We start from the raw sequence: 23,683 nt of genomic DNA on the forward strand, positions 1-23,683 counted from the left end.
CCGACCCACCGACCCACCGACCCACCGACGGACACACTGACCGGCAGACCGGCAGACCGCATGGTCCACGCGTCGGTGGGGCTGTCCGGGCGTAGGCCCTACCTGGCTCGGGTCCCCGCTCGTTGTCGCCGCCTGGAGCGCCAGGCGGCGTCGAGGGAGAGGACGGGGGCGCCGGCGAGAACCAGGGGCAGCCAGGCCATCAGGTAGGCAAGATCATTGCCGTAGTAGTAAGGGTCCGAGGCCCAGCTCACCGTGAGCCACAGGCTGAGCGAGATCAGCGCGCCGCCGAGCGCGGCGAGCCGGGTGAGAACGCCCAGCAGGGCGCCGATACCGACGGCGAGTTCGCCGAAGGCCATCGCGTAGCCGAAGCCGACGGGGCTCTTCAGGGCCATGTCGACCAGGGCCGGGATGGCCGAGGAGTCACGGACGGCGCGCATGGTGTCGCCGATCGAGCCGGCGCCGCTGTCCTTCAGGAAGGCACCGTCGGTGAGTTTGTCGAGGCCTGCGTAGATGAAGGTGACGCCGAGGAAGATGCGCAAGGGAAGGAGCGCGTACCGGGTGGCGGTGTCCCGCCAGTCGCGGCCGCCGCCGTCGAGATAGGGGGGGTGGGTATCCGTCCGCATGCCGTGAGTCATCTCCCGTAGCCGCCTCTCGCCCGGAGTGGTGGGACCCCTCAACAGACCATACGTACGAAATGGGGGGTGCGCTCAACTGGTTGCACGAGCTCTCGGCACCACTGGTTCACTTCGCCCGACGGATTCACTCCGGCCCGTCGGCCCGCCCGAGTCCGAGGGGTCCCCTCCACCCCACCGGTTCAGCCCGTTCCAGTCCGGTCGGGTCTGGTTCGGCCTGGTTCGGCCTGGTCGGTTCAGTCCGTTACGTCGATGGCGTACCGGTTCGTCTCCGTACCCGCGGCGGTGACGACCTGTACGTCCACCCGGCCCGGTTCCACGTCCGCCGGGACGGGGACGGTCAGGACGGCGTCGGTGGGGTTGCTGAAGCCACCGGTGACCGGCACGAGGGGGACGTGGACATGGACCGGGCCGATCCGGACGACCATGCGGGAGAGCCGGTCGGCGGTCTGGGCGCCGGGCGGGACGAATCCGGCGCCGCGGATCTCGATGTCGTCTCCGGTGCGGATCGGGGCGTCGAGGTCGCCCGCCTCGCGAGAGCGGACGACGGAGAGGATGACGGGGCGGCCGCCCTCCGCGTACTTGCCGGCGAGGTAGGTCGCGGCCGAGACCAGGACCACGCCCGCCAGGCCCCAGGGGAGGTCGGGCAGCTGGTCGGGGCGCCGGGCCAGCCGGACCGCGGCGAAGGCCAGGGCGACGGCGCAGATCACGACGTACTGGATGTCGGCGAAGGTACCGCGGCCGGAGTCGTCGGTCAGCAGGTCGGCGGCCCGCGGGCGGTGGGCGCGGACCTTCTGCAGCCGCTGGCCGAGGACCCGCAGGCCGACCACCCGGCGCACCAGCACGGCGATCCCGCAGACGACGGCGAGGACGGTCACCACGCCGGCGCCGCGGGAGAGATCGAGCCCGGCGAGCAGCGCGTCGCGCTCGGCGTGCCCGGAGGCGGCGGCGAGCCGGCCCACCAGGACCAGTACCGCGTAGGCCACGAGCAGCACCCAGCCGACGGCGACCGCGCGGGAGGTGGAGAGGCGGTTGTCCTCGCCGATCACGGGGGCGAGGGCACCGCCGCGCGCCCGGTGGAACCAGGAGGCGGTGGTCAGCGCGCCGGCCACGACGAGCGCGGCGAGGAGGCCTGCGGTGCGGGCGTCGGTCCAGCCCGCGCCGATGGCGGTCAGGGACTGCACCAGCAACAGCGCCACGACCGACACCCACACGGTGACCGCTGTGCGGAGCCACAGGCGGGACAGCCAGGCCTCGCCCTCGGCGCGGCCGCGTTCGGCGACGAGTTCCGCGGACTGGGTGAGCTCCTCGGAGACCCACTGACGGGAGGCCGAGACGGAGTGGGCGACGGCGGCCGGCAGGCCGTGCCCGGCCGCGAACCCGTCCCGCTGCACCAGGAACTCCGCCACCGCTCGCCGGTGTCCCGCGCGGGCGCCGTGCGGGCAGTCCCCGCAGGTACAGCCCCCCTCGTGAGTGCCCGGCCCCCTGCTCGACTCGGTGCCCTGTCTCGCCTCCTGTACCGCCATGTCCGACGCCCGCCTTCCCCACGACCCGATCGGATGGCGACCCTCGAAGGACCCTGTCCGGATCCCGGCCGCCGCACTGAGAACAACTCCCCCGCAATGACAGCGAATTGTGCCCTACGGCACACCCCTTGTTCCCGGCAGGTCTGGTCAGCGCGGGTGAAGCGGGCCGGGCCGTGTTGACCCGACTGCGAGAATTTCCGTATGGCCGAGATCATCCAGCGTGACGGGACCTGGGCCTTCGACGGCACATCGGTCAGGATCACCCCGGGACTCCACCGCTCCGTACCGCTGTTCCGGCAGACGTACGGGGAGATCACCGTACCCCTGGAGGCGGTCGCCGGGATCGTCTACGAGCCCGAACGCAAGCGCGGGCGGCTGCGGATGCGGCTGCGTGAAGGGGCGGATCCGCTGCTGCACGCGACCGGCGGCCGGCTCCCCGATCGTGCCGATCCCTACCGGCTCACCGTGGACGTGGACCGTTCCGAGGTCGCCGAGTACCTCGCCGAGGAGATCCGGCACGCGCTGCTCCTGGACCAGGTCCCGGGCGAACCGACCAAGGCCTATCTCCTGCCGGGTCCGTCGGTTCCGGTCTCCGTACGCTCCTCCGACGGCACCGTCTCCTTCGACGGCACCCAGGTACGGATCGACTGGGCGGACACCTCGGACCGGGTGAAGCGGGCGACGGGCCCTCGCGTGATCAGCGTCGGCGATGTGGTGGGGGTCGAGTGGCTGCCCAACTCCGGTCTGGAGGACGGCTTCCTGCGGTTCGTGACCCGCGAGACGGTGTTCTCGAAGCTGCCGGCCGAGAAGGACCCGTACGCCCTGGACCTGTGGGGGAACGTGAGCCGCGACCTGCTGACGGCCCTGGTCGCGACCGCGGTCACCGCCCGTCTCCCGCATCCCTCCACGCACACGGGTGCGGAGCGCAACCACGAGCGCGACCAGGAACGTGAGCAGGAACGTGAGCAGGTACGTGAGCAGGTACGTGAGTACGGGGACCTGGCCCGCGGGCGTGGGCGCGCGCTCGCGGCGTCCGTCCCGCACCCGTCCGACCACCACGACGTCCTGCTGCGCCGACTGCGCGAGTTGGGCGAGCTGCACCGGGACGGGGTGCTCACCGACGAGGAGTTCTCCCGGACGAAGGCGGTCGTGCTCCGCGGTTTCTAGAACGCGCACCGCCACACGGCCTCCATCCAGCACGCGGCGGCCCAGCCAGCACGCGGCGGCCCATCCAGCACGAGGCGGCCATCCAGCACCGGGCCTGCGGACGCGGCTTCCGAACGCGCCTTCCGGACACGACCTGCGGACGCGACCTGCGAACACGGCCTGCGGACAAGGCCGTCGGGGTGGGGCTCAGCTCAGCAGGTCCGGCTCTCCCCGGCTGATGTCCTGCCACAGCGGCTGGTAGTTGATCCACGCCACGAGGTCGCCGCCGAGTTGTTCCCGGGTCGCGACCGCCGCCCGGTGGTCGATCAGGACGGGCCGGCCCGCCGCCCGCGCGGTCAGCTGGACCTGGCTGGAGCGTTCCATCGACAGGAACCACCAGGCGGCCGCGTCCACCGAGTCGCCGACCGTCAGCAGCCCGTGGTTGCGCAGTACGAGAGCCTTGCGGGAGCCGAGCGCGGACGCGATCCGCCGTCCCTCCTCCGCGTCGACGGCCACGCCGGTGTAGGCGTCGTAGAGGGCGTGGTCCTCGTAGAACGCGCAGCTCTCCTGGGTGATGGGGTCGAGCAGCTCGCCGAGCGCGGCGAGGGCACGGCCGTGCACCGAGTGGCAGTGGGCGACCGCGACGACGTCCGGGCGGGCGGCGTGCACCTGGGCGTGCACGGTGAAGGCGGCCTGGTTGACGTGGTAGCGGCCCTCGACGACCTGTCCGTCGGCGTTGGCCAGCACCAGGTCGCCGACGGTGACGTGCTTGAAGGGCATCCCGAACGGGTTGACCCAGAAGCAGTCGTCGAACTCCGGGTCGCGGGCGGTGATGTGCCCCGAGACCCCGTCCTCGAAGCCGAGCCGCCCGAAGATGCGCACCGCGCCCGCCAGGCGTTCCTTGCGGTGTCGGCGCTCGTCCTCCACGGAGTCGTGCATCGGCGGCATCGCGAACTGAAGCCGGTCGGTGGGCAGGGGGGCAGGCGGCGTGGGCCCGTGCATCGGTCCTCCAGCACTGGTTGCTTTACGACGCGGAAGTTACCGTCGGTCAGTGCAAAAGGGCAGAGCCGTTATGTAAAGATGACGATTTCCGTCACCTTCGGAGCACACCGTGAGTCTCACCGACCGCCACATCACCGCCCTCATGCGTCAGATCGCGACGCGCAACGACATCGAGCTGGTCCATCCCTTCGCGGAACTGGAGACGTTCGGCGCGCTGGTCTACCTCGCCGAGTGCTACGGATTCCGGTACGAGAGCGTGCGCCTGGTCGGCAAGCACCGCATCATGCACGTCCAGCTGGTGCGCGACTCCAGCCCCTGGGCACGGCAGCGGGCCGCGGCGAACTCGGCGGCCTTCCCCGACCCGGGCCCCGGCCGCCCGGTGCCGGGCATGTACCTGGGCTCGCTCACCCCGGTCCCCGAGGTGCAGCCGGAGGTCGACGTGATCACGGCGCTCATCCGCCACGACGCCCTCGGCGCGGCCGCCAACCGCAAGCAGCTGCTGGCCATCGGCTGGGGCTCGGCGGTGCTGTTCCTGCTCATGGCGGTACTGACCGGCAACTACGCCGTCCTGCTTCCGCTGGCCGTGCTGATGCCGCTGTTCATGCTGGGCTCCCTCAAGGTCAACACGACCCGGCGCGCGAAGCTGGCGCAGCGGCTCACGGCGGCCGGCTGCACACCGGTGCGGGACGCGGCGGGGCTGGAACGGTACGTACGGCCGGTGCCGCAGGGTTTCTGACCCGCAGGGTTTCTGACCCGCAGGGTTTCTGACCCGCAGGGCTGGTGATCCGCGGCGCTTGCGCCCCACAGCCCGGCCATACCCGACAGCGGATGTCGGGTATCGGGGCCACACTCGCCGTATGACAGCGAACTGGGCGGCCTTCGCCGCAGCCGAACCCGCACTCGCGAAGATCACCGAGGAGCGGTTCGGAGCCTTCACGCATCACGTTCTCGCGACGCTCCGCAAGGACGGTTCCCCCCGCACCACCGGCATCGAGGTCCGCTTCCTCGGCGGTGAGCTGTGGCTCGGCATGATGCCGGACTCGCTCAAGGCCCTCGACCTGCGCCGTGACGCACGCTTCTGTCTCCAGGCCAACCCGGGCGAGGGCACCGGGATGGGCGGGGGCGACGTACGGATCGCGGGTCGGGCGGTCGAGGTCGCGGACGGGGAGGCGAGGGCGGCGTACGTGGAAGAGGTGGAACCGCCGCAGCCGTTCCACCTCTTCCGCACCGAGCTGACGGAGGTCGTACGGACCTACGTCGAGGACGACACCTATCTGGTCGCCCAGGTCTGGCAGCCCGGAGCGCCGGTGCGCACGCTCAAACGGACCTGATCTCAGGGCCTCGGAGGGACCCAGAGGGCAGAGGGCCTCAGAGGGCCTCGGAAGGACCTACTCCCACTCGATGGTGCCCGGCGGCTTCGAGGTCACGTCGACGACGACCCGGTTGACGTCACGCACCTCGTTGGTGATCCGGGTGGAGATCTTCGCCAGGACGTCGTACGGGAGTCGCGACCAGTCGGCGGTCATCGCGTCCTCGGAGGAGACCGGGCGCAGGACGATCGGGTGGCCGTAGGTGCGGCCGTCGCCCTGCACGCCGACGCTGCGGACGTCCGCGAGGAGAACCACCGGGCACTGCCAGATCTCACGGTCGAGACCGGCGGCCGTCAGCTCCTCGCGGGCGATCGCGTCCGCGTCGCGGAGCAGGTCCAGACGGTCCTTGGTGACCTCGCCGACGATCCGGATACCGAGGCCGGGGCCCGGGAACGGCTGGCGCTGGACGATCTCCTCCGGCAGGCCGAGCTCCTGGCCGACCATGCGGACCTCGTCCTTGAACAGCTTGCGCAGCGGCTCGATCAGCTGGAACTCGAGGTCCTCCGGCAGACCGCCCACGTTGTGGTGGGACTTGATGTTCGCGGTGCCGGTGCCGCCGCCGGACTCGACGACGTCCGGGTACAGCGTGCCCTGGACCAGGAACTCCACCGCCGGACCCGCGTCCGCGATGATCTCCGCCTGGGCCTGCTCGAAGACCCGGATGAACTCGCGGCCGATGATCTTCCGCTTCTCCTCGGGGTCCGAGACGCCCTTGAGGGCGGTGAGGAAGCGCTCCTCCGCGTCCACGACCTTCAGCTGGACGCCGGTCGCGGCCACGAAGTCCTTCTCGACCTGCTCGGTCTCGCCCTTGCGCATCAGACCGTGGTCGACGTACACGCAGGTCAGCTGGGAGCCGATGGCCTTCTGGACGAGGGCCGCGGCGACCGCCGAGTCCACGCCGCCGGAGAGGCCGCAGATGGCGCGCTTGTCGCCGACCTGCTCACGGATGGCCGCGACCTGCTCGTCGATGACGTTGCCGGTGGTCCAGTCCGGGGTGAGGCCGGCGCCGCGGTACAGGAAGTGCTCCAGCACCTGCTGGCCGTGCGTGGAGTGCATGACCTCGGGGTGGTACTGGACGCCGTACAGCTTCTTCTCGTCGTTCTCGAAGGCGGCGACCGGGACGACGTCCGTGGAGGCGCTGACGCTGAAGCCCTCGGGGGCGGCGGAGCAGGCGTCGCCGTGCGACATCCACACGGCCTGCTCGGCCGGGGTGCCCTCGAAGAGGGTGGAGGACGAGCGGGAGACGTGCAGCTCGGTGCGGCCGTACTCCCGGGCGCCGGTGTTGTCGACCGTGCCGCCGAGGGTCTGCGCCATCAGCTGGAAGCCGTAGCACATGCCGAAGACGGGAACGCCGGCCTCGAAGATCTCGCGGTCGAGGCGGGGGGCGCCCTCCTCGTACACGGACGAGGGGCCGCCGGAGAGGATGATCGCCGCCGGGTTCTTGGCGAGCATCTCCTGGACCGGCATGGTGCTCGGCACGATCTCGCTGTAGACCCGCGCCTCGCGGACTCGACGGGCGATGAGCTGGGCGTACTGCGCACCGAAGTCGACGACCAGGACGGTGTCGGGGGCGGCGGCAGTAGGAGTCGCTGATGACACGGGGGCCTTCCGGCGGTGGGGCGGGGTCTCTGTGTAACCCGATTCTACCGAGGTGGACGTGGGACCGGTCCCGGCACCGGATCCACCACCGCGTCTCAGGATGCGAACCGCGTCGCGAACCGCCTTGGACCTCACCCGGCGACCCTGCATACTGACCCCATGCTCACGCACCCGACCTTCGTCTTTACCTATGGCAACCGGCCCACCGGCTGCCATGGTCGTGCTGCTTGAGCAACTGACGAGCGACTTCCCAGGCGCCCCGGGCCGACAAGGCCCGGGGCGCCTGTCGTTTCTCCCGGGTCCTGCCGCTCCGGGGCACCCTTATCCACCACAGGAGCCCCCATGACCACCATCGACCTGACCGGCGCCCGTACCTCCGAGGCCGCCGACGTGATCACCGGCGCCCGTGAGCGCATCGACTCGCTCGACGACCGGATCATCGGCCTGATCCAGGAACGGATGGCCGTCTCCGCCGTCATCCAGGATGCGCGGATCACCTCCGGCGGCCGGCGCGTGAACCTCTCCCGCGAGATGGAGATCCTGGGCCACTACAGGGACGCCCTCGGCAAGCCCGGCACGTCCCTGGCGATGACGCTCCTCGAACTGTGCCGGGGCCGCGTCTGAGGCCGGGTGTCGGTTCGACCCCCGTCAGCGTTCGACCCCCGTCAGCACTCTTCTCACCCGTACGGGCGCGTGACCGCCTCCCGGACGGCTTCGTTGGTCCCGGTGTCCGTTCCAGCCAGGGGCGGGCCCGGAATAACCACGCGTGGCTCGCTGGAGCGATGAGGCGTACGGATCGTGCCGTGCGCCGTGGGACCTCGCTCCGGACAAGTGACCGGACGGCAGGGGACAGCAGCCCGGTCACCCAAGAGAAACGGCCGGCCTCGGGGACGCCCGGGGCCGAGCCGACCGGCGAAAAATGCAAAAATGCACAAGGGCTGGGTCAAACGGTTGCGGGCACCGCGCTCATCCAGCACGATGCGTAGAAGGCCCCGACCAGCCCCAAGTCCCCCTCCGGGCAACCCTCTTCGGTGCGTTGCCCGCACTGTCACAGGTCCAGGCCAGCGGCGCGACCCCCCGGCGCCGCTCCCAGGCACCGGCGCTGCCCTGACGCCGGTGCTGACGATAGAGAAGGGCCTCGCGGATCCGTCCCGCGGGGCCCTTCGTCATGCCCCCGCAGAATGCCCCTCCAGGCGCCCCGCGGAGTGCCCCTCCAGGCGCCCCACAAGATGCCCCCACAAGAAACGGCGGCACGGGCGCCGACGGTGGCACGAAGGGCTGAGCGGAAGGCCTCGCCGGGCAGGTGTGACGCGCGCCATATAAAGATCCTGTGAGCCCAGTACAACTGTTCACAGCTTTGGCCTGTCACACCTACCGAACCAAAGGCCACATCCCAACCCCCATGCGGAAGGCCTCCCACCGGATCGACCGAGGTCTTCATGAAGCTTCGCCGCACGCTCGTCACCGTGGCCGCGACGGCCGTCATCGCGCCGCTCGCCCTGCTGTCCGCGCCCGCCGCCTTCGCGGAGGAGAGCGGCTCGCCGTCCGCGAGCGCGTCCGACGGCACCTCCGCCTCGCCGTCCGGTTCGAGCGACTCGAGCCCGTCCGCCTCGGCCTCGGAGTCCGACACCTCGTCCCCGTCGGCGTCCGGATCGCAGAGCGGCAGCGCCTCCGGTTCCCCGTCCGGCAACTCGTCGCCGTCCGCGTCCGGCTCGGGCAAGGCCTTCGCGAGCCCGTCGGCGAGCGAGAGCGAGGACGGGTTCGACCCGACCACGGACTGCAAGACCTTCGACCTGGACGAGAACCTCACGGCCGAGATCAAGGGTCTGCCCAGCAAGATCGTCGCCGGTTCCGGCTGGCACGGCTTCACGTACGAGGTCGGGAACAACTCCGACGTCGACTTCAAGAACGTGTACATGACCATGTTCCTGGACTACGCCGACGACACGGACGCCTGGCTGGCTGACGGGCTCGCGATCATCCAGGTCAAGGAAGACGGTAAGTGGACCAACGCCTACCAGGACTCCTACGAGGACGAGAACGGCAAGACGGTCAACGTCACGGGTTCCTTCCTCGCCCAGCTCGACGAACTGGAGAAGGACTCCTCCGCGTCTCTCGACCTCCGCGTGAAGGTTGCGGCGTCGGCCCCGGCGGGCTCCTCGCTGGCGATGAGCGACGCCCTGTACGTGGGCGACGAGTCCGACTGCCACATCAACGGTGACTACTACGACGTCGAGATACTCGCCGCCGGCGGCGACGCGGACGGTGTCGACGACGCCAAGCCGAACGGTGACAAGCCCACCGACGGCGCCAAGCCCCAGGGCAGCGCCAAGCCGATCAGCGGCAGCCTCGCCTCGACCGGTTCGAACTCCGCGCTGCCGATGATCGGACTGGTCGGCGGGGTCGCCGTGGTGGCCGGCGCCGGTGCGGTGTTCGCGGCCCGTCGCCGCAAGGCGGGCACGCACGCGTAACGCGCGTACAGACCAGCGAAGGGACCTGCGCTCGGAGGGGGGCGCAGGTCCCTTCGCCTTTGTCCGGGAGGATCCGCTACTGCTTGGGCGGGACGGCCGGGATTCCCAGGAACGGCAGGCGCAGCGCGCCGAACGCCTCCGCCGGTACCGCCGGGCTGACCGGCTCCACCGGCTTCAGCCGCTCGTAGGCCGCGCCCTGCGTCGGACGCGGGTCCGTCTCGCCCTTGTTCGGCCAGTACGACATCGCGCGCTCGGCCTGGGCGGTGATGGTGAGCGACGGGTTCACGCCCAGGTTCGCCGAGACCGCGGCGCCGTCGACGACCGAGATGCCGGGGTGGCCGTAGAGGCGGTGGTACGGGTCGATGACGCCCGTGTCACGCGAGTCGCCGATCGGGCAGCCGCCGAGGAAGTGCGCGGTGAGCGGGGTGCCCATCAGCTCGCCCACGTTGGAGCCGGCGAAGCCGTTGATGTCGGCGGCGATCGCGGAGGCGGCCTCGGAAGCGGCCCTGATCTGCTTGGGGTTGGGGGCGCCGTGTCCCTGGCGTGCCGTCAGCAGGCCGCGGCCCACACCCGTCGGCTTCAGGTACGTCGTCAGAGAGTTGTCCAGGGACTGCATCACCAGGCCGATGATGGTCCGCTCCGACCAGCGGCGGTTGGAGAGCGAGCGCAGGACGAGGAGCGGGTGGCGGGCCGCGTTGGCGAGCCAGCCGGCGACCCTCGACGAACCCTCCGCGTAGGGCACTTGCAGGATCGACAGGCCGCCCATCGAGTTGGAGCCCTTGCCGTAGCGGACCGGCTCGATGTGGGTGCTGTCGTCCGGGTGGACGGAGGAGGTGATGGCGACTCCGCGGGTGAAGTCCACCTTCGCCGCGCCGGTCGCCTTGCGGTAGCGGCGGTCGTCGGTCTGCGCACCGACCAGCGCCTCCGAGTTGGTGCGGGTCAGCTCACCCAACCGCTCTGAGAGGTAAGGGAGTTGGCCGTTGGACTTCATACGGTGCAGCAGCGTCTGGGTGCCGTAGGTACCCGCGGCGAGCACCACGCGGCGGGCCTTGAAGACCCGGCCCTTCGCCTTGCGGCGGTCGTCGGTGGGGAGGGTGGCGACCGCGTAGCCGCCCTGCGAGTCGTCCGTGACCGAGACGACCGTCGTCAACGGGTGCACGACCGCGCCCGCCCTCTCGGCGAGGTGGAGGTAGTTCTCGTTCAGGGTGTTCTTCGCGCCGTGCCGGCAGCCGGTCATGCACTCGCCGCACTCGGTGCAGGCCTTGCGGGCCGGGCCGACGCCCCCGAAGTAGGGGTCGGCGACCTGCTCCCCCGGCTCGGCCTTCGCCGTCCCGTCGGCGTCCTCGCCGTCGCCGAAGAACACGCCGACGGGCGCCATGTGGAAGGTGTCGCCGACGCCCATCCGCTCCGCGGCCGCCTTCAGATGCACGTCGGAGGGGGTCGTCGTCGGGTTGAGCCGTACGCCTAGCATGCGCCGCGCCTGGTCGTAGTACGGCTTCAGCTCCTCCTGCCAGTCGGTGATGTCGCGCCACTGGGGGTCGTCGAAGAAGGGCTTCGGCGGCACGTAGAGGGTGTTGGCGTAGTTGAGGGAGCCGCCGCCCACGCCCGCGCCGGCCAGCACCATGACGTTGCCCAGCAGATGGATGCGCTGGATGCCGTACATGCCGAGCCTGGGGGCCCAGAGGTAGTTCTTCAGATCCCAGGAGTTCCTGGGCAGCGACTCCCGGGTGAAACGGCGGCCCGCCTCCAGGACGCCGACCCGGTAGCCCTTCTCCGTCAGGCGCAGGGCGGTCACCGAGCCGCCGAAGCCTGATCCGACGACGAGGACGTCGTAGTCGTAGGTGTCCTGGGACACGTGCTCTCCTCTTTGAGAACGGGTGTGATGGGGTGCGCGCCGGCGCGGGCGGCCTGGGGCGTTTCTTTTGGATCGGGTCGGATCAGGCCGCGGTGTCCGGTGCGGTGCATCGCAAGGCGGAGCATGATCCGCGTACCGGGTGTACGCGGGTCGTGCGACAACGCCGCGAGGTGCCGTGCCGGGCGCCGCGGACCCGGGCTGATCCGAAAGAAGCGCCCTAGCGGAAGCGGAACGCCTTCATCAGCCTCAGACTCCGGCTCATGAACTCCGCGTACTTCTCGTCGTTCATGCCCAGTGCCGGAGCCATCGGGAGGAGCCGCTGCTGGGCCACCGTCTGGGCCTCGGTGTACTTGAGGATGCCCTCGGAGCCGTGGCGGCGGCCGAGACCGGAGTCCTTCATGCCGCCCATCGGGGACTGGACGCTGCCGTAGGCGGGGGCGTAGCCCTCGTTGACGTTCACCGTGCCGGTGCGCAGGCGGGAGGCGACGTCACGGCCGCGGCGGCCGTCCTTCGTCCAGACCGACGAGTTCAGCCCGTACGGCGTGGAGTTGGCCTGCTCGACGGCCTCGTCGTCGGTCTTGAAGCGGTAGATCGAGACGACCGGGCCGAAGGTCTCCTCGGAGCAGACGGACATGGGTTCCGTCACTCCGTCGAGGATCGTCGGCTCGAAGAAGTACGGGCCGATGTCCGGGCGGGCGACCCCGCCGGCGACGACCTTGGCGCCCTTGGCGACGGCTTCCTCCACGTGCCGGGTCACCGTCTCCAGCTGGCGCTCGCCCACCAGGGAGCCCATGTCGGCGCCGTAGGCCAGTGAGGTGCCCAGGCGCATGGCCTTGGTGCGGGCGGCGAAGCGCTCGACGAAGGCGTCCGCTATCGACTCGTGGACGTACAGCCGCTCGATGGAGATGCAGAGCTGGCCCGCGGAGGAGAAGCAGGCGCGGACGGCGCCGGCCGCGGCCTTCTCGATGTCGGCGTCCTCGAGGACCAGCATCGCGTTCTTGCCGCCGAGTTCGAGGGAGACGCCGACGAGACGGGCGGCGGCGCCCTGGGCGACCTCGCGGCCGGTACGGGTGGAGCCGGTGAACGAGACGTAGTCGGCGTGCCGGACTATCTCCGGGCCGACGACCGGACCCTCTCCGAGGACGACCTGGAAGACCTCGGCGGGCAGACCCGCCTCGACGAGCAGGTCACGGGCCCAGAGCGCGGTCAGGCAGGTCTCGGTGTCCGGCTTCATCACGACCGCGTTGCCCGCGACGAACGCCGGCAGGGCGTCGCCGACCGACAGCTCCAGCGGGTAGTTCCAGGGGGCGATCTGGCCCACGACACCGCGCGGGTGGCGCAGTTCGGTCACCTTCGTCAGCGTCGGCATGGCGCCCGCGTGCCGCTTGGGGCGGAGGTAGGCGGGGGCCTTGCGGCCGTAGTGCCGGGCGGCGACGACCACCGCCTGCACCTCCTCGTGGGCGTGCAGCCGGGCCTTGCCGGTCTCCAGTTGGATGAGGTCGAGCACCTCGGCCTGGCGCTCCAGCACCAGGTCGTGGAAGCGGAGCAGGACGGCGGCGCGTTCCCGCACGGGCGTCCGCTCCCAGACCGCCTGCGCCTTGCGGGCCGCCTCGAAGGCCTTGAGTACGTCGTCCGGCGTGGACTCGGGCAGGTCGGCCAGCTTCCCGCCGGTGAACGGCGTGTGGTTGGCGGTACGGCCGGAGCCGGTCACCCCCTTGGTGAGCTGGGCGACCAGCTCCGGCGTGACCACGTCCGCGGCGGTACGGACGCCGGTGGGGGCGGGGGCGAGGGGGTTGGTACCGGTCGTGGTCGTCCCACTGATCTCGGTGCCGGTCTTTTCCGGGGCCTGCGAGTCCGTCATGAGGCGCAGGGTATGACGTGGGGAAGACTTTGGGTACCCGCCGGTAATACGGTTTCACCGACCGCACACATGACGCCAGCGTTCACTGGCAACAAACCTGCTGATCAGGACGTCATGCCCGGTCATTTGCCGATCTCCAGGCGGTCACGCGCCTCCTTGAACACCGCCGTGCCCTGCTTCTCCTCCGGCGTGCCCTTGGGCATGTCGACGCGCAGCTCGTACATGCGGGCGTCGGCGGTGAGGACGAACAGCTCCATGACACGGGTCGGGGTGTCGTCCAGCCCGTAGGTGGTGTCGGCGAGGGCGGCCTGGTCGCCGTGGAAGCTGGTGCGGGTGGTCTGCGTGCGCGCGTCCGGGGCGTAGCCGTTCCAGGTCTCGTGCGCCTGGGCGGCCCTGGCCATCGGGGCGGCGGGCGCCTTGTCCCAGAGGGTGAGGCGTACGTCGACCGCGCCCGCCGAGTAGACCACCAGGCGCGGCTGCCGATCCGCGTCGGCCTGCCGGGCCGACTGCCGGTACCGGCTCGGGAGGGAGAGGACGGCGGCCAGCCCGGCCTCGCGGTGAGCAACCCACCGCGCCCCCGCGACGGCGGGGACGGAGGCGGAGACCGAGGCGGAGGACGAGGCAGAGGCGGACGGTTGCGTCGGCGTCGGCGTCGGAGCGGCGTAGGTCACCGGCCGCTCGGCCGCCCCGCTGTCGGCTCCGCCGAGCCAGGCGCTCCCCCACCAGGTCCCGCCGGCGAGCAGCCCGACGAGCACGGCCAGCGCCAGCGCCGGCGAGCTTCGCGTCAGCGGCCGCCGGAGGCGGCCCGCACCGGCCAATCCCGGCTCGGTGGCCGAGGCGGGGTGGGGCTGTGGTCCGGGGCGGTCGTTCGCCGCGGGCTCCGCGCTCGGTCGCGCCGGGTCGGGCCGTGCCGCCCCCACGCGCACCGTTCCCGCGTCCTCACCGAACTCCCGTAAGGCCCGCGGGTCCTGAGGCTCGGCACCCTCCGCCTTCTCCCCCTCGGTCCTCTCCCCCTCGGTCCTCTCCTCCGCCTTCTCCCCCTCGGCCCCCTCCTCCGACCGCCCCGTCCTGTGCTCCCCGGTCTCCCCGGTCTCCCCGGCGGGGACCGGTCGGCCCTGCGCGACCGCGGCGAGGATCTCGGCGACCTCCGCCGGGTCGGGCCGCTGTACCGGGTCGCGCACCAGGAGCCGTACGACGAGCGGGCCGAGCGGGCCCGCCTGTTTCGGCTCCGGCGGGTCCGCGGCGATGACCGCGGCGAGCGTGGACTCCACGGTCGTACGGCGGAACGGGGACCAGCCCTCGACGGCCGCGTACAGCAGGACGCCCAAGGACCAGAGGTCGGAGGCGGGACCGCCGCCCCGTCCGGCCATCCGCTCGGGCGCGACGAACTCCAGCGAGCCGACGAACTCGCCACTGACGGTGAGGGATTCCTCGCCCTGGATGTGGGCGATGCCGAAGTCGGTGAGGACGACCCGGCCATGGGGGTGTCCCCGCTCGAGCGAAGTCGGGAGTGGGGGAGGGCCGAGCAGGACGTTGGCGGGTTTCACGTCCCGGTGGACGATACCGACGGCGTGCGCGGCACGCAGGGCGCCGAGGACGTCGAGGCCGATCCGGGCGGCCTCGGCCGGGTCGAGGGGGCCGCGCTTCAGTACCTCGTGCAGGGACTCGCCGCGGACCAACTCCATGACGATCCAGGGGAGTCCGCCCTCCGCGTCGGCACCCGGGCCCTCCTCGACCACGACGTCGTGGATGGCGACGGCGGAGGGGTGGTCGACCCGGGCGGCGGCCCTGGCCTCGCGGTGAAGGCGGCGGGCGGCCCGGCGGTGGAACTCGTCCCCCGGATCCCCCGGCAGCCGGGGCTGCTTGACTGCGACCTCGCGTTCCATGAGTTCGTCACGAGCCCGCCAGACGGTGCCCATACCGCCGGAGCCGATACGTTCCAGCAGCCGGTAGCGCCCGCCCACCGTCCGGCTTCCGGCGCCGCCGGGGTCCCCGTCGTTGCTCATGTCTCCATGACTACCACGATCCCCGGCGCCCTCACCCGCCCACGGCGAACCGCCCCGTTTCCAGCCGTCGCACCTCCACCGCACCCGCCCCGACAACCCTGCGGGTCAATACGACTAGAGCTTGTCGATCTTCAGGTTGGCGATCGCGGTGTCGGCCACCTCGCGGCCGCGCCGGGTGAAGTCACCCTTGCCCGGATAGCCGATCATCAGTTTGTACATGTCACCGCCGGTGGACTTGTAGTACAGGATCCTGAGCTCGCGCGGGGCCGGTTCCTGGGTGTCCGTGGTGGTGTAGACGACCGTGTTCCCCGCGGCCTTCCGGTCGTGGAAGGTCAGGTTGTCGTCGGTCGAGGTCTTCGGCCCCTCCGGCATCTCGAGTTCGTAGCTGCCGGACTCCTTGAAGTCCCCGTCGTCGGCGTACATCTCGGCGGCCGCGGAGGCCTTGATCTCGTGCCCGGTGTCCTCGGCCTTGCGGTCCACCACCAGGACGACCGAGATCGCGCCGCTCGGGTCGGTGTAGCTGACCCAGTGTTCGTCGGCGGCGGCGTTCTTCCCGGGCTCGCCGCGTACGTAGCTGTGGGGCACCGCCAGCGTCGCGGTGACCGTCTTCTCGGGCTTCGTCGTCCAGCCGTCCGGCAGCGGCCCCGCGAACGGGTCGGCGACCACCAGGTACGCCGCCACAGCCACCGCGACGACCGCCGCACCGAGCCCGGTCCACACCGCGCGGCCGAACCGGCGCCGGGCACGCGGGACTTCCACCTGCCGTACGACCTGGGTGGCCTGGGGCGCGGGCGGGTTCGCGGCGGCCTCCAGCAGGGCCCGCACCCGTGCGGCGGCCGGGCGGCGCGCAGGATCCTTCTCCAGCAGTCCGTTGACGGCCTCGGCGAGCGGGCCCTGGGCGGCGGCGGGCGGCGCGGGCACCGCGTTGAGGACGGACTGGAGCGTGGCCGGGGTGTTGCTGCGGCGGAACGGCGAGACGCCCTCCGTCGCCGCGTACAGCACCACGCCCAGGGACCACAGGTCGGAGGCCGGGCCGGGGCGCTGGCCCAGCACCCGCTCGGGGGCGATGTACTCGGGTGAGCCGACGAAGCCGCCGGTGTCGGTCAGGTTGGTCTCGCCCTCGATCTGGGCGATGCCGAAGTCCGTGAGGACGATCCGGTCGTGGCGGCCGAGGAGGATGTTGTCCGGCTTCACGTCCCGGTGCAGGATGCCCGCCGCGTGCGCGGCCTCCAGCGCGCCGAGCACCTCCAGGCCGACCCTGGCCGCCTCCCGCGCGCCGAGCGTGCCCTCCTGGAGGGCGTCGCCGAGCGAGCGGCCGTGGACGAGCTCCATCACGATCCACGGCCGGCCGTCGACGACCGCCACGTCGTGCACGTTCACCACGGCCGGATGGTCCAGCCGGGCCGCGGCCCGCGCCTCACGGCGCATCCGCTCGAACGCGTTGGCCTGTTCACGTTCGGGAAGGTGGTCCGGGACGCGGGGTTCCTTGACGGCGACCTCGCGGTCCACCGTCTCGTCCTTGGCGCGCCACACCGTGCCCATGCCGCCGTGCCCGAGCTTGGCGAGCAGCCGGTAGCGTCCCGCGATGAGCCGCCCGACGCCCGGATCCTGCGGCGGGGCGACCTGGACGGGCACCGCGGCCTGCTGCTGCGGTGCCGGCCTGGGCGGTTGCAGAACAAAACTCGTCGTATCGTCGGCCTCGTGGCCGGCGCCCCCGTCGAAACTCATGAGTCCATCCATATCGCGCCAGGCAGGCCGGTATCCACCGGCGGCGTCCACCGGTCACAGACCCGTGACGCGCAACGTTCCTTATTTCCCGTTTAGGTCGATACGGCGAACGTGTCGACCGCGACGTCGAAGTACTCCCGCGCCTCCCGCACCTTCCCGACCGGCGCCGACACCCACACGTCGTACAGCAGCCCGTCCTCCTCCCAGCACAGGTCGTACGTGTGCCGGGGCCCCTCCGCCGCGCTGAATCCGTTCCAGGTGAACTCCCAGAGGGCGGCGGGGCGCCCGCCGTGACCGGTCTCGGTGACCCGGCCGTCGTGATAACCCGGGTTGGTGTCCGGGCCCTTGGCCGCGGCCGACTCCATCACCGCGAGCGGGCCGCCGGGCGGGGCGGCGGCCACCTTGATGCCGAGCCGGAAGACCTGCCCGGGGGACATGTAGAAGACCCGCTCGCCCTGCGGCACGCGGGTGAAGTCCTCCGGCACGGCGAGCGAGAACCCGGCGGGATCCACCGCCACGCGGTAGCCGGAGGGGGCGGTGGGCGTACCGGGACGGTCGTCCGAGGCGGGGGAGGCGGAGCCGGCCGTGGAGGACGCGGCCGGCCGGGAGGGCCCAGACGACGCGGTGGCACCGGACGGGGAACGGGTCGCCGAGGAGGCCCGGGTGGGCGCGGGGCTCGTCGAGCCGCTCGCCGAGGACCCCGGCGCCGAACTCGTGGGTGTGCGTCCGCCGTCGCCGTCACCGTTCAGCAGCAGCGCCGCCGCCGACACCCCCGCCCCCGCCATCGCGGCGACCAGCAGCGCGGCCACGAGCACACCCCGCGTGGAGCGCTCCCTGGCCGGCGCCTCCCACTGCGGCCGGGGCAGGTCCGCCTGGGTCGGCGTGTACCTCGACGACACCGGCGTCGGCGTGCGCCCGGTGTCCAGATAGGCGCGCAGCAGCCGCTCCGCCTCCTCGGCGCCCAGTCGCCGGTCCGGATCGCGCTCCAGCAGCCCGCGGACGACGGGCAGCAACGGCTCGGCCTGCGCGGGGGTCCGGATCTCGGCGAAGACGACGGCGTGCAGGATGCCGCCCAACGAGTCGCGGCGGAAGGGGGATTCGCCGCTGAGCGCCGTGCACAGCAGTGCGCCCAGCGACCACAGGTCGGCCTCCGCGCCGGTCCGCGCCCCGGACATCCGCTCCGGCGCGGTGTACTCGGGCGAGCCGACGAACGACCCGGTCTCGGTGAGCGTGGTGGCGCCCGCGACCTGCGCGATACCGAAGTCGGTGAGGACGACGCGGTCGCTGTCGCGTTCGAGCAGGACGTTGGCGGGCTTGATGTCCCGGTGCAGGACCCCGGCCGCGTGTGCGGCGCGCAGGGCCCCGATCAGGGCGATGCCGATCCGGGCCGCCTCGGCCGGCTCGATCGGTCCCCGCGCGGCGATCCGGTCGGCGAGCGAGCCGCCGTCGATCAACTCCATCACGATGTACGGGCGTTCGCCGTCCTCGACGACGTCGTGCACGACGATGATGTGCGGGTGGCTCAGCTGGGCCACCGCGCGAGCCTCGCGCAGTGTCCGGTCGCGGCGGCCACGCGCCTCCTCGTCGGAGAGCGCGTCGTCCTGGGTCAGCTCCTTGACGGCGACACGCCGTCCGAGCAGCTGGTCGGTGGCACGCCACACGACCCCCATGCCTCCACGCCCGAGTCTCGCGTCCAGCCGGTAACGGCCCGCGATGACCCGTACGGCGCTCCCGCCCCCCTCGGTCCCCATGGGCACATCATGCCCCACCGGACGTCACGCCTCCGGGGCGCCGTCCGGCCAACTACCGGGACGGGCGGAACTCTACGAAGTCGGCTCCCGCCAGCTCTGCAGTACGGACTTGAACTGCTTGGCCGCCTCGGCCCAGTCCTCGGCGGGCGAGGACATGTAGATCGCGTACTCGGTGCCGTCGCGGGACACGTACGTCTCCTCGATCGCGCGGCGCGGCCCGGGGAACTCCGTGTCCTTCGCCAGTGCGGTCCAGGTGTACTCCCACTCGGAGCCCTCCCGGTCCCGGTAGACGTTCTTCTCCAGGGTGACCCGGTTGTAGGCGACCAGCCGCTCGAGCTGCTGTTCGAGGTCGATCTGGTGCGCGTACGGGTCGCTGAAGTCGGGGGACTTGTCGAGGGCGATACGGATGAAGTGCTCGCCGCCGTCGGGCGTGTAGTCGATCTGCTTGAGGTCGCCGGCGTCCTGGTACACGTCCCGCTCCCAGCCCTCGGGGAGCGAGAGCCCGAAGCCCAGCGGGTCGTTGACGTCCTTCCAGGAGTCGGCGCCCTGCCCGCCGGGGGTGCTCGTCCCGGCGGGGGTGCTCGGGTTCGGCGAGGTGGACGCCGTGGCGGACCCTCCGGTGTCCTGCCGCCCCTCGTCCCACTTCTGCCACGCCACGGCCGTACCCCCGCCGACCAGCGCGGCGAGGACGACCACGAGCGCCAGCACCCGACGACGGCGCCGAGGCGGCGGGGACAGGCGGGTGTCCGGTACCGGGCCGATGTCCGTCGGTCCCACGGCCGTCGCGGCGGTGACCGGGTGACCGGGAACGGGCGTCGCCGCCTCCGGCGACACCGGAACGTACGCGGTACCGGCCGTCGGGTGGGACAGCGGGTGCGCCCCGGAGTGACGATCCCCGGCGGTGCGGTCCGGCCCCCCGTACTGCGTCGGCACGTATGCCTGTGCCCCGCTGGGACGCCGGCCCTCGGCCGCCTCCGCGAGGAGTTGCTCGGTCTCGGCGGTGTCGGGACGGGTGGCCGGGTCCTTGCGCAGCAGGGCGGCGATGACCGGGCCGAGCGGGCCGGCGTACCGGGGGTCGGCGGCCTCCTCCTCGACGACGGCCTGAAGCGTGGTCAGCGGCGAGGTGCGCCGGAACGGCGACCGCCCCTCGACCGCCGTGTACAGCGTCGCGCCCAGCGCCCACAGGTCGGAGGACGGGCCGGGGTCCTGACCGCGCACCCGCTCGGGGGCCAGGTAGTCGACCGAGCCGACCACCTCCCCGGTCCGGGTGATGGTGCTGTCGCCCTCGATCTGGGCGATGCCGAAGTCGGTGAGGAGGACGCGGCCGTCGTGCGAGAGCAGCACGTTGCCGGGCTTGACGTCACGGTGCAGGACGCCCGCGGAGTGCGCGGCGCGCAGGGCGCGCAGCACCCACAGACCGATCCGGGCCGCCTCGGTGGGCTCGACCCGCCCGTCCTCCTTGACGGCGTCGGCCAGCGAGCGGCCCTCGACCAGTTCCATCACGATCCACGGCCGGCCGTCGTGCTCGAGCACGTCGTGCACGGTGACCACGGCGGAGTGGTTGATCCGCGCGGCCGCGCGGGCCTCCGCCCTGGTCCGCGCCAGCAGGACTGCCTGGTCACCCTCCGCGACATAGAGCGCCGCCGTCAACTCCTTGATGGCGACCGCCCGGTGGAGCAGCTCGTCGTGCGCACGCCACACCCGGCCCATACCGCCGCTCCCGATGGCGTCGGCGAGCCGGTAGCGACCCGCCAGGAGCAGGCCCTGCATCTGATTCACGTTGCCCCGCAATGCTCTTGACAGCGCAAGCCTAAGGACCGGGCAGCTTCCGGGGAACCGGCAGGGTGCCAAGGTGACAGCACTGTGACGGTTGTCGCTTCCCCGGCCGGCGGGGAACCGAACGGAACCGGGTGGGACCGGACGGGCGCTCAGCCGGTGTACTGGTAGGTGGCCGACGCCTGCTCGAACAGCCGGGTGACCTCGTCCCGCTCCGCCTCCGGACCCCTGACCTGCACGATGTGGTACCGCCCCGAGATGAGGATCGCGACATTGCGGACGTACAGCGCCCGCCCGTCGCCGCCGGTCCAGGTGAACTGCCCCTCGGCCATGGTCCGCGCGCCCACCGTCGTCGTACGCAGCCCGGACGCCGTCGCCCAGCTGGAGTCACGGTACGGCTGGAGCTCGCTCTCCTTCTCCCGCTGGTAGACCATCGGGTCGCTGCCGTTCGACGCCGCGCTGTCGCGGCCGGGTACCACGATCAGCTCGAAGTCGCCGTGCGTGTACACGACCTGGCCGCGTCCGTTCTTCGGGGTACGGTCCCAGCCGTTGGCCACGGCGACCCGGAAACCGGCGTCGTCGGCGCGGACGGTGAACCCGGCAGCGGCCTGTGCGCCGGACCCGCCGGTCTGCGTCTGGGTGGCCTCCGCTCCCGAGGACGCGGAGGACGGGGAGGCGCCGGTGCCCGGCGAGGTCTGGTCGGGCCGGGGCTCGCTGCTCGCCTCGGGCGCCTGGCCGCCCGGTGCCCCGGTGGCCCCGGTCCGCTGGGCGCCGTCCGTACCGGCCGCGCCCTCCTCGTCCGCCTTGGGCATGAACATCAGGGCGTACGCGATCGCCCCGGCCAGCAGCAGCAGGATCAGTACCAGCAGGGTGCGGCCCAGGCTGCGGGGCGAACCGCTCGTCTCCGGCCGGCCGCGTTTGTGCCGCGCGTGGGTGGCGGGCAGCCGGGCACGGCGCCTGCGCACCAGTTCGCCCCGGCGGCGGACGATCGGCAGCCGGCGCGGATCGGCCGGCGGCGCGGCGACGACGTACGTGCCCGCCTCCGGCTCCGGCGCGGACCGCACCAGCGAACGCAGCCAGCCCCGCAGTTCCTCGAAGCCGAGGCGCTCGGTCGGGTCCTGGCGCAGCAGCGACTCGACGACCGGCCTGAGCGGTCCGCACTCCTCGGCGAAGGCGGGCGGCTCGGCGCACACCATCTGCACCAGCTCCGCCGTCGACTCCTCCGGATAGGGCGCATGCCCCTGTACGGCCCGGAAGAGCAGCGCGCCCAGCGCCCACAGGTCGGTCGCGGGGCCGATCGGCGCGGCCAGCTGCCAGTTCTCGTGCACCGGCCCGGCCTGCTCGGGCGCCCACCGTTCGGTGACCGGCCCGACCACGGCCATCCTCGCCTGCCGCGCCCGCTCGGCGGCCAACGCGGTGGCAGGCCCGCGCCGGGGCACACTCCCCGGCGTCCCGGCCACCCGCTCGTCCCACCGGGCCCCGCCCCGCAGCTCACCCGACGGCCCCTGGCCCTGCCCCTGAGCGGGCACCTGGGCGCCGGGGACGGGCGTGAGCGAAGGATGCGACGCCGCAGGGGCGGCATGCGGTGCGCCGCCGGGACCGGGACCTGGACCTGCGGTGTGGAGGTGAGCCGGCTGGCCCTGGCCGTAGCCGCCGGGCTGACCCTGGCCCTGGCCGTACCCGGCGGGGCCGGGCACGGGCGCGCCCGAGACGCCGTAGGGGTCGGCGATCTGCCCGGGGGGATTGCCTGCCGGGGTCCCGTGGCCGTCGTCGCCCGGGGTACGGGCGCCGGGCAGGGCCGCACGTCCGTTCTGCTGTGCTTCCTGGGCCTCCTGCACCCGGGCCGCCGCCCGCGCTCCCGCGCGGTACGCGGCGATCGCCCCGGCACGCGCGGCCCGAATGTCTCCGCCGGTCTCCACGGGCGCCCTGCGGGCCACCGCCCCGGATGCCCCGCCGCCACCGGACGGCTCACCCGCCGGCACCGGCAACGCACCGGACGCCCGCGCCTCTATGGCGGCCCGCCGAGCGGCCTCGGGATCGACCGCACCGGTACCGAGCTCACCCCCACCGGGTCCGCCCCCGACGGAACCGGCGAATCCACCGAAGCCGCCCGAGCCGCCGGAACCGACGGGACCACCCGGGCCGCCCAGAGCGTCCGGTCCGTCCTGTCCCTGTCGGGGCGGAGCCTCGGAGGTCCGGGGCCCGACGACGCTCCCGCCGTGGCCGCCCGCGTCCCCGTTCCCCCGGCCCGCCGCGCCCCGCTCACGCTCTGCCGGCTCCGGCGCCGGCACCGGGTCGTACCCGCACAGCGCCTCTTCCGCCGCGCCGACCGCCAGGCCGGTCAGCATGACCCGCCCGTCGTCGCAGACGAGGACCGTGCGCGCGGTGATGTTGCGGTGCACCCAGCCGTGAGCGTGCAGCACCCGCAGCGCCATGAGAACGTCGGAGGCGACCTCGGCGGCCCGGTACGGCGTCAGGGGCTTCTCGGCGAGCAGTGCCGACAGCGGCCGTGCGGCCACCAGTTCACTCACTATCCACAGCGAGCCGCCCTCGGCGAACACGTCGAAGACCTGGTCGAGCCGCGGATGGTCGGGGATGCTCGCCGTGGCCTGCGCCGCCTCCATGGCACGCCGGACGACGGGGTCGGCGGGCCGTCGTGTTCCCTCGCCCACTCCCACGCCCCGGGGCCTCGGTCCCCGTGCCCCGCGTTCACGGGCCGTGAAGCCCTCGGGCAACCCCTCGGCGTCGAGCACCTCGGCCTCGACCACCTCCGGCAACGGCACCTGGCGGACCAGGACTTCCTGCCCGCTGTAGGTGTCGAAGGCGCGCGTCTCGGTGAGTTCGTACTCGTCGGAGGGCGGCAACGGCAGGCGGTACCGGTCGACGAGCACTCGACCCGCGTAGTCGTCCACGTTGCCTCCCCCGGCCGCCCGGTCGGTCAATTCCGTTCGCGTTGCGTG

The 23,683-nt window shown here is 72.3% G+C and carries 16 protein-coding genes; 5 read left to right on the top strand and 11 right to left on the bottom strand.

Annotated elements, in window-relative coordinates; all coding sequences use genetic code 11:
- Positions 1-98: 98 nt before the first annotated feature.
- The gene (locus tag QQM72_RS33965) at positions 99-635 is read right to left on the bottom strand and encodes a DoxX family protein (protein ID WP_314224677.1); all 537 of its coding nucleotides are present in this window, start codon (positions 633-635) and stop codon (positions 99-101) included.
- A 233-nt stretch (positions 636-868) separates the two neighbouring features.
- Positions 869-2,158 (bottom strand): hypothetical protein, encoded by a 1,290-nt coding sequence (locus QQM72_RS33970; protein WP_314224678.1) that lies wholly within the window; start codon positions 2,156-2,158, stop codon positions 869-871.
- Between the two features lie 201 nt (positions 2,159-2,359).
- Here QQM72_RS33970 and QQM72_RS33975 point away from each other — a divergent pair, with 201 nt between their 5' ends.
- On the top strand, positions 2,360-3,325 hold the full coding sequence (locus QQM72_RS33975) for a DUF4429 domain-containing protein (RefSeq protein ID WP_314224680.1): 966 nt from the start codon (positions 2,360-2,362) through the stop codon (positions 3,323-3,325).
- 186 nt (positions 3,326-3,511) lie between these two features.
- On the opposite strand, the gene QQM72_RS33980 is transcribed toward QQM72_RS33975, so the two are convergent.
- A complete protein-coding gene (locus QQM72_RS33980) occupies positions 3,512-4,306 on the bottom strand; it encodes a class II aldolase/adducin family protein (RefSeq protein WP_020132127.1) in 795 nt (264 codons plus the stop codon).
- Between the two features lie 109 nt (positions 4,307-4,415).
- On the opposite strand from QQM72_RS33980, the gene QQM72_RS33985 reads away from it, so the two are divergent.
- Together QQM72_RS33985 and QQM72_RS33990 are read left to right on the top strand one after the other, a co-directional pair.
- The gene (locus tag QQM72_RS33985; RefSeq protein ID WP_314224682.1) at positions 4,416-5,042 is read left to right on the top strand and encodes a hypothetical protein; all 627 of its coding nucleotides are present in this window, start codon (positions 4,416-4,418) and stop codon (positions 5,040-5,042) included.
- Between the two features lie 121 nt (positions 5,043-5,163).
- A complete protein-coding gene (locus tag QQM72_RS33990; RefSeq protein ID WP_314224683.1) occupies positions 5,164-5,637 on the top strand; it encodes a pyridoxamine 5'-phosphate oxidase family protein in 474 nt (157 codons plus the stop codon).
- 57 nt (positions 5,638-5,694) lie between these two features.
- Here QQM72_RS33990 and guaA read toward each other — a convergent pair whose 3' ends face one another.
- Complete coding sequence (gene guaA / locus QQM72_RS33995) at positions 5,695-7,275, bottom strand: glutamine-hydrolyzing GMP synthase (RefSeq protein ID WP_314224684.1); 1,581 nt, start codon at positions 7,273-7,275, stop codon at positions 5,695-5,697.
- 342 nt (positions 7,276-7,617) lie between these two features.
- Here guaA and QQM72_RS34000 point away from each other — a divergent pair, with 342 nt between their 5' ends.
- Positions 7,618-7,899: a chorismate mutase gene (locus tag QQM72_RS34000; RefSeq protein WP_314224685.1), complete on the top strand. Its 282-nt coding sequence runs from the start codon at positions 7,618-7,620 to the stop codon at positions 7,897-7,899.
- An 815-nt stretch (positions 7,900-8,714) separates the two neighbouring features.
- Entirely contained in the window at positions 8,715-9,746 is a 1,032-nt protein-coding gene (locus tag QQM72_RS34005) for an LPXTG cell wall anchor domain-containing protein (protein ID WP_314224686.1), read from the top strand.
- A 76-nt stretch (positions 9,747-9,822) separates the two neighbouring features.
- Here the strand turns inward: QQM72_RS34005 and QQM72_RS34010 are convergent, their stop codons facing one another.
- The 7 genes from QQM72_RS34010 to QQM72_RS34040 all read right to left on the bottom strand — a co-directional run bounded on the left by QQM72_RS34010 (position 9,823) and on the right by QQM72_RS34040 (position 23,635).
- The gene (locus QQM72_RS34010) at positions 9,823-11,601 is read right to left on the bottom strand and encodes a GMC family oxidoreductase (protein WP_314224687.1); all 1,779 of its coding nucleotides are present in this window, start codon (positions 11,599-11,601) and stop codon (positions 9,823-9,825) included.
- A gap of 217 nt (positions 11,602-11,818) precedes the next feature.
- Positions 11,819-13,462 carry a succinic semialdehyde dehydrogenase gene (locus QQM72_RS34015; RefSeq protein ID WP_314224688.1) on the bottom strand — a complete coding sequence of 548 codons (1,644 nt, stop codon included), beginning with the start codon at positions 13,460-13,462 and terminating at the stop codon, positions 11,819-11,821.
- Positions 13,463-13,584: 122 nt separating this feature from the next.
- Entirely contained in the window at positions 13,585-15,468 is a 1,884-nt protein-coding gene (locus tag QQM72_RS34020; protein ID WP_314224689.1) for a serine/threonine-protein kinase, read from the bottom strand.
- A gap of 114 nt (positions 15,469-15,582) precedes the next feature.
- Positions 15,583-17,196 (bottom strand): serine/threonine-protein kinase, encoded by a 1,614-nt coding sequence (locus QQM72_RS34025; protein ID WP_314224690.1) that lies wholly within the window; start codon positions 17,194-17,196, stop codon positions 15,583-15,585.
- A gap of 92 nt (positions 17,197-17,288) precedes the next feature.
- Positions 17,289-18,947 carry a serine/threonine-protein kinase gene (locus tag QQM72_RS34030; protein ID WP_314224691.1) on the bottom strand — a complete coding sequence of 553 codons (1,659 nt, stop codon included), beginning with the start codon at positions 18,945-18,947 and terminating at the stop codon, positions 17,289-17,291.
- Positions 18,948-19,019: 72 nt separating this feature from the next.
- A complete protein-coding gene (locus tag QQM72_RS34035; RefSeq protein ID WP_314224692.1) occupies positions 19,020-20,717 on the bottom strand; it encodes a serine/threonine-protein kinase in 1,698 nt (565 codons plus the stop codon).
- Between the two features lie 158 nt (positions 20,718-20,875).
- Positions 20,876-23,635: a protein kinase gene (locus QQM72_RS34040; protein WP_314224693.1), complete on the bottom strand. Its 2,760-nt coding sequence runs from the start codon at positions 23,633-23,635 to the stop codon at positions 20,876-20,878.
- Positions 23,636-23,683: the final 48 nt, after the last annotated feature.

The organism is Streptomyces zaehneri (assembly GCF_032248645.1).
Taxonomy (GTDB): domain Bacteria; phylum Actinomycetota; class Actinomycetes; order Streptomycetales; family Streptomycetaceae; genus Streptomyces; species Streptomyces coriariae.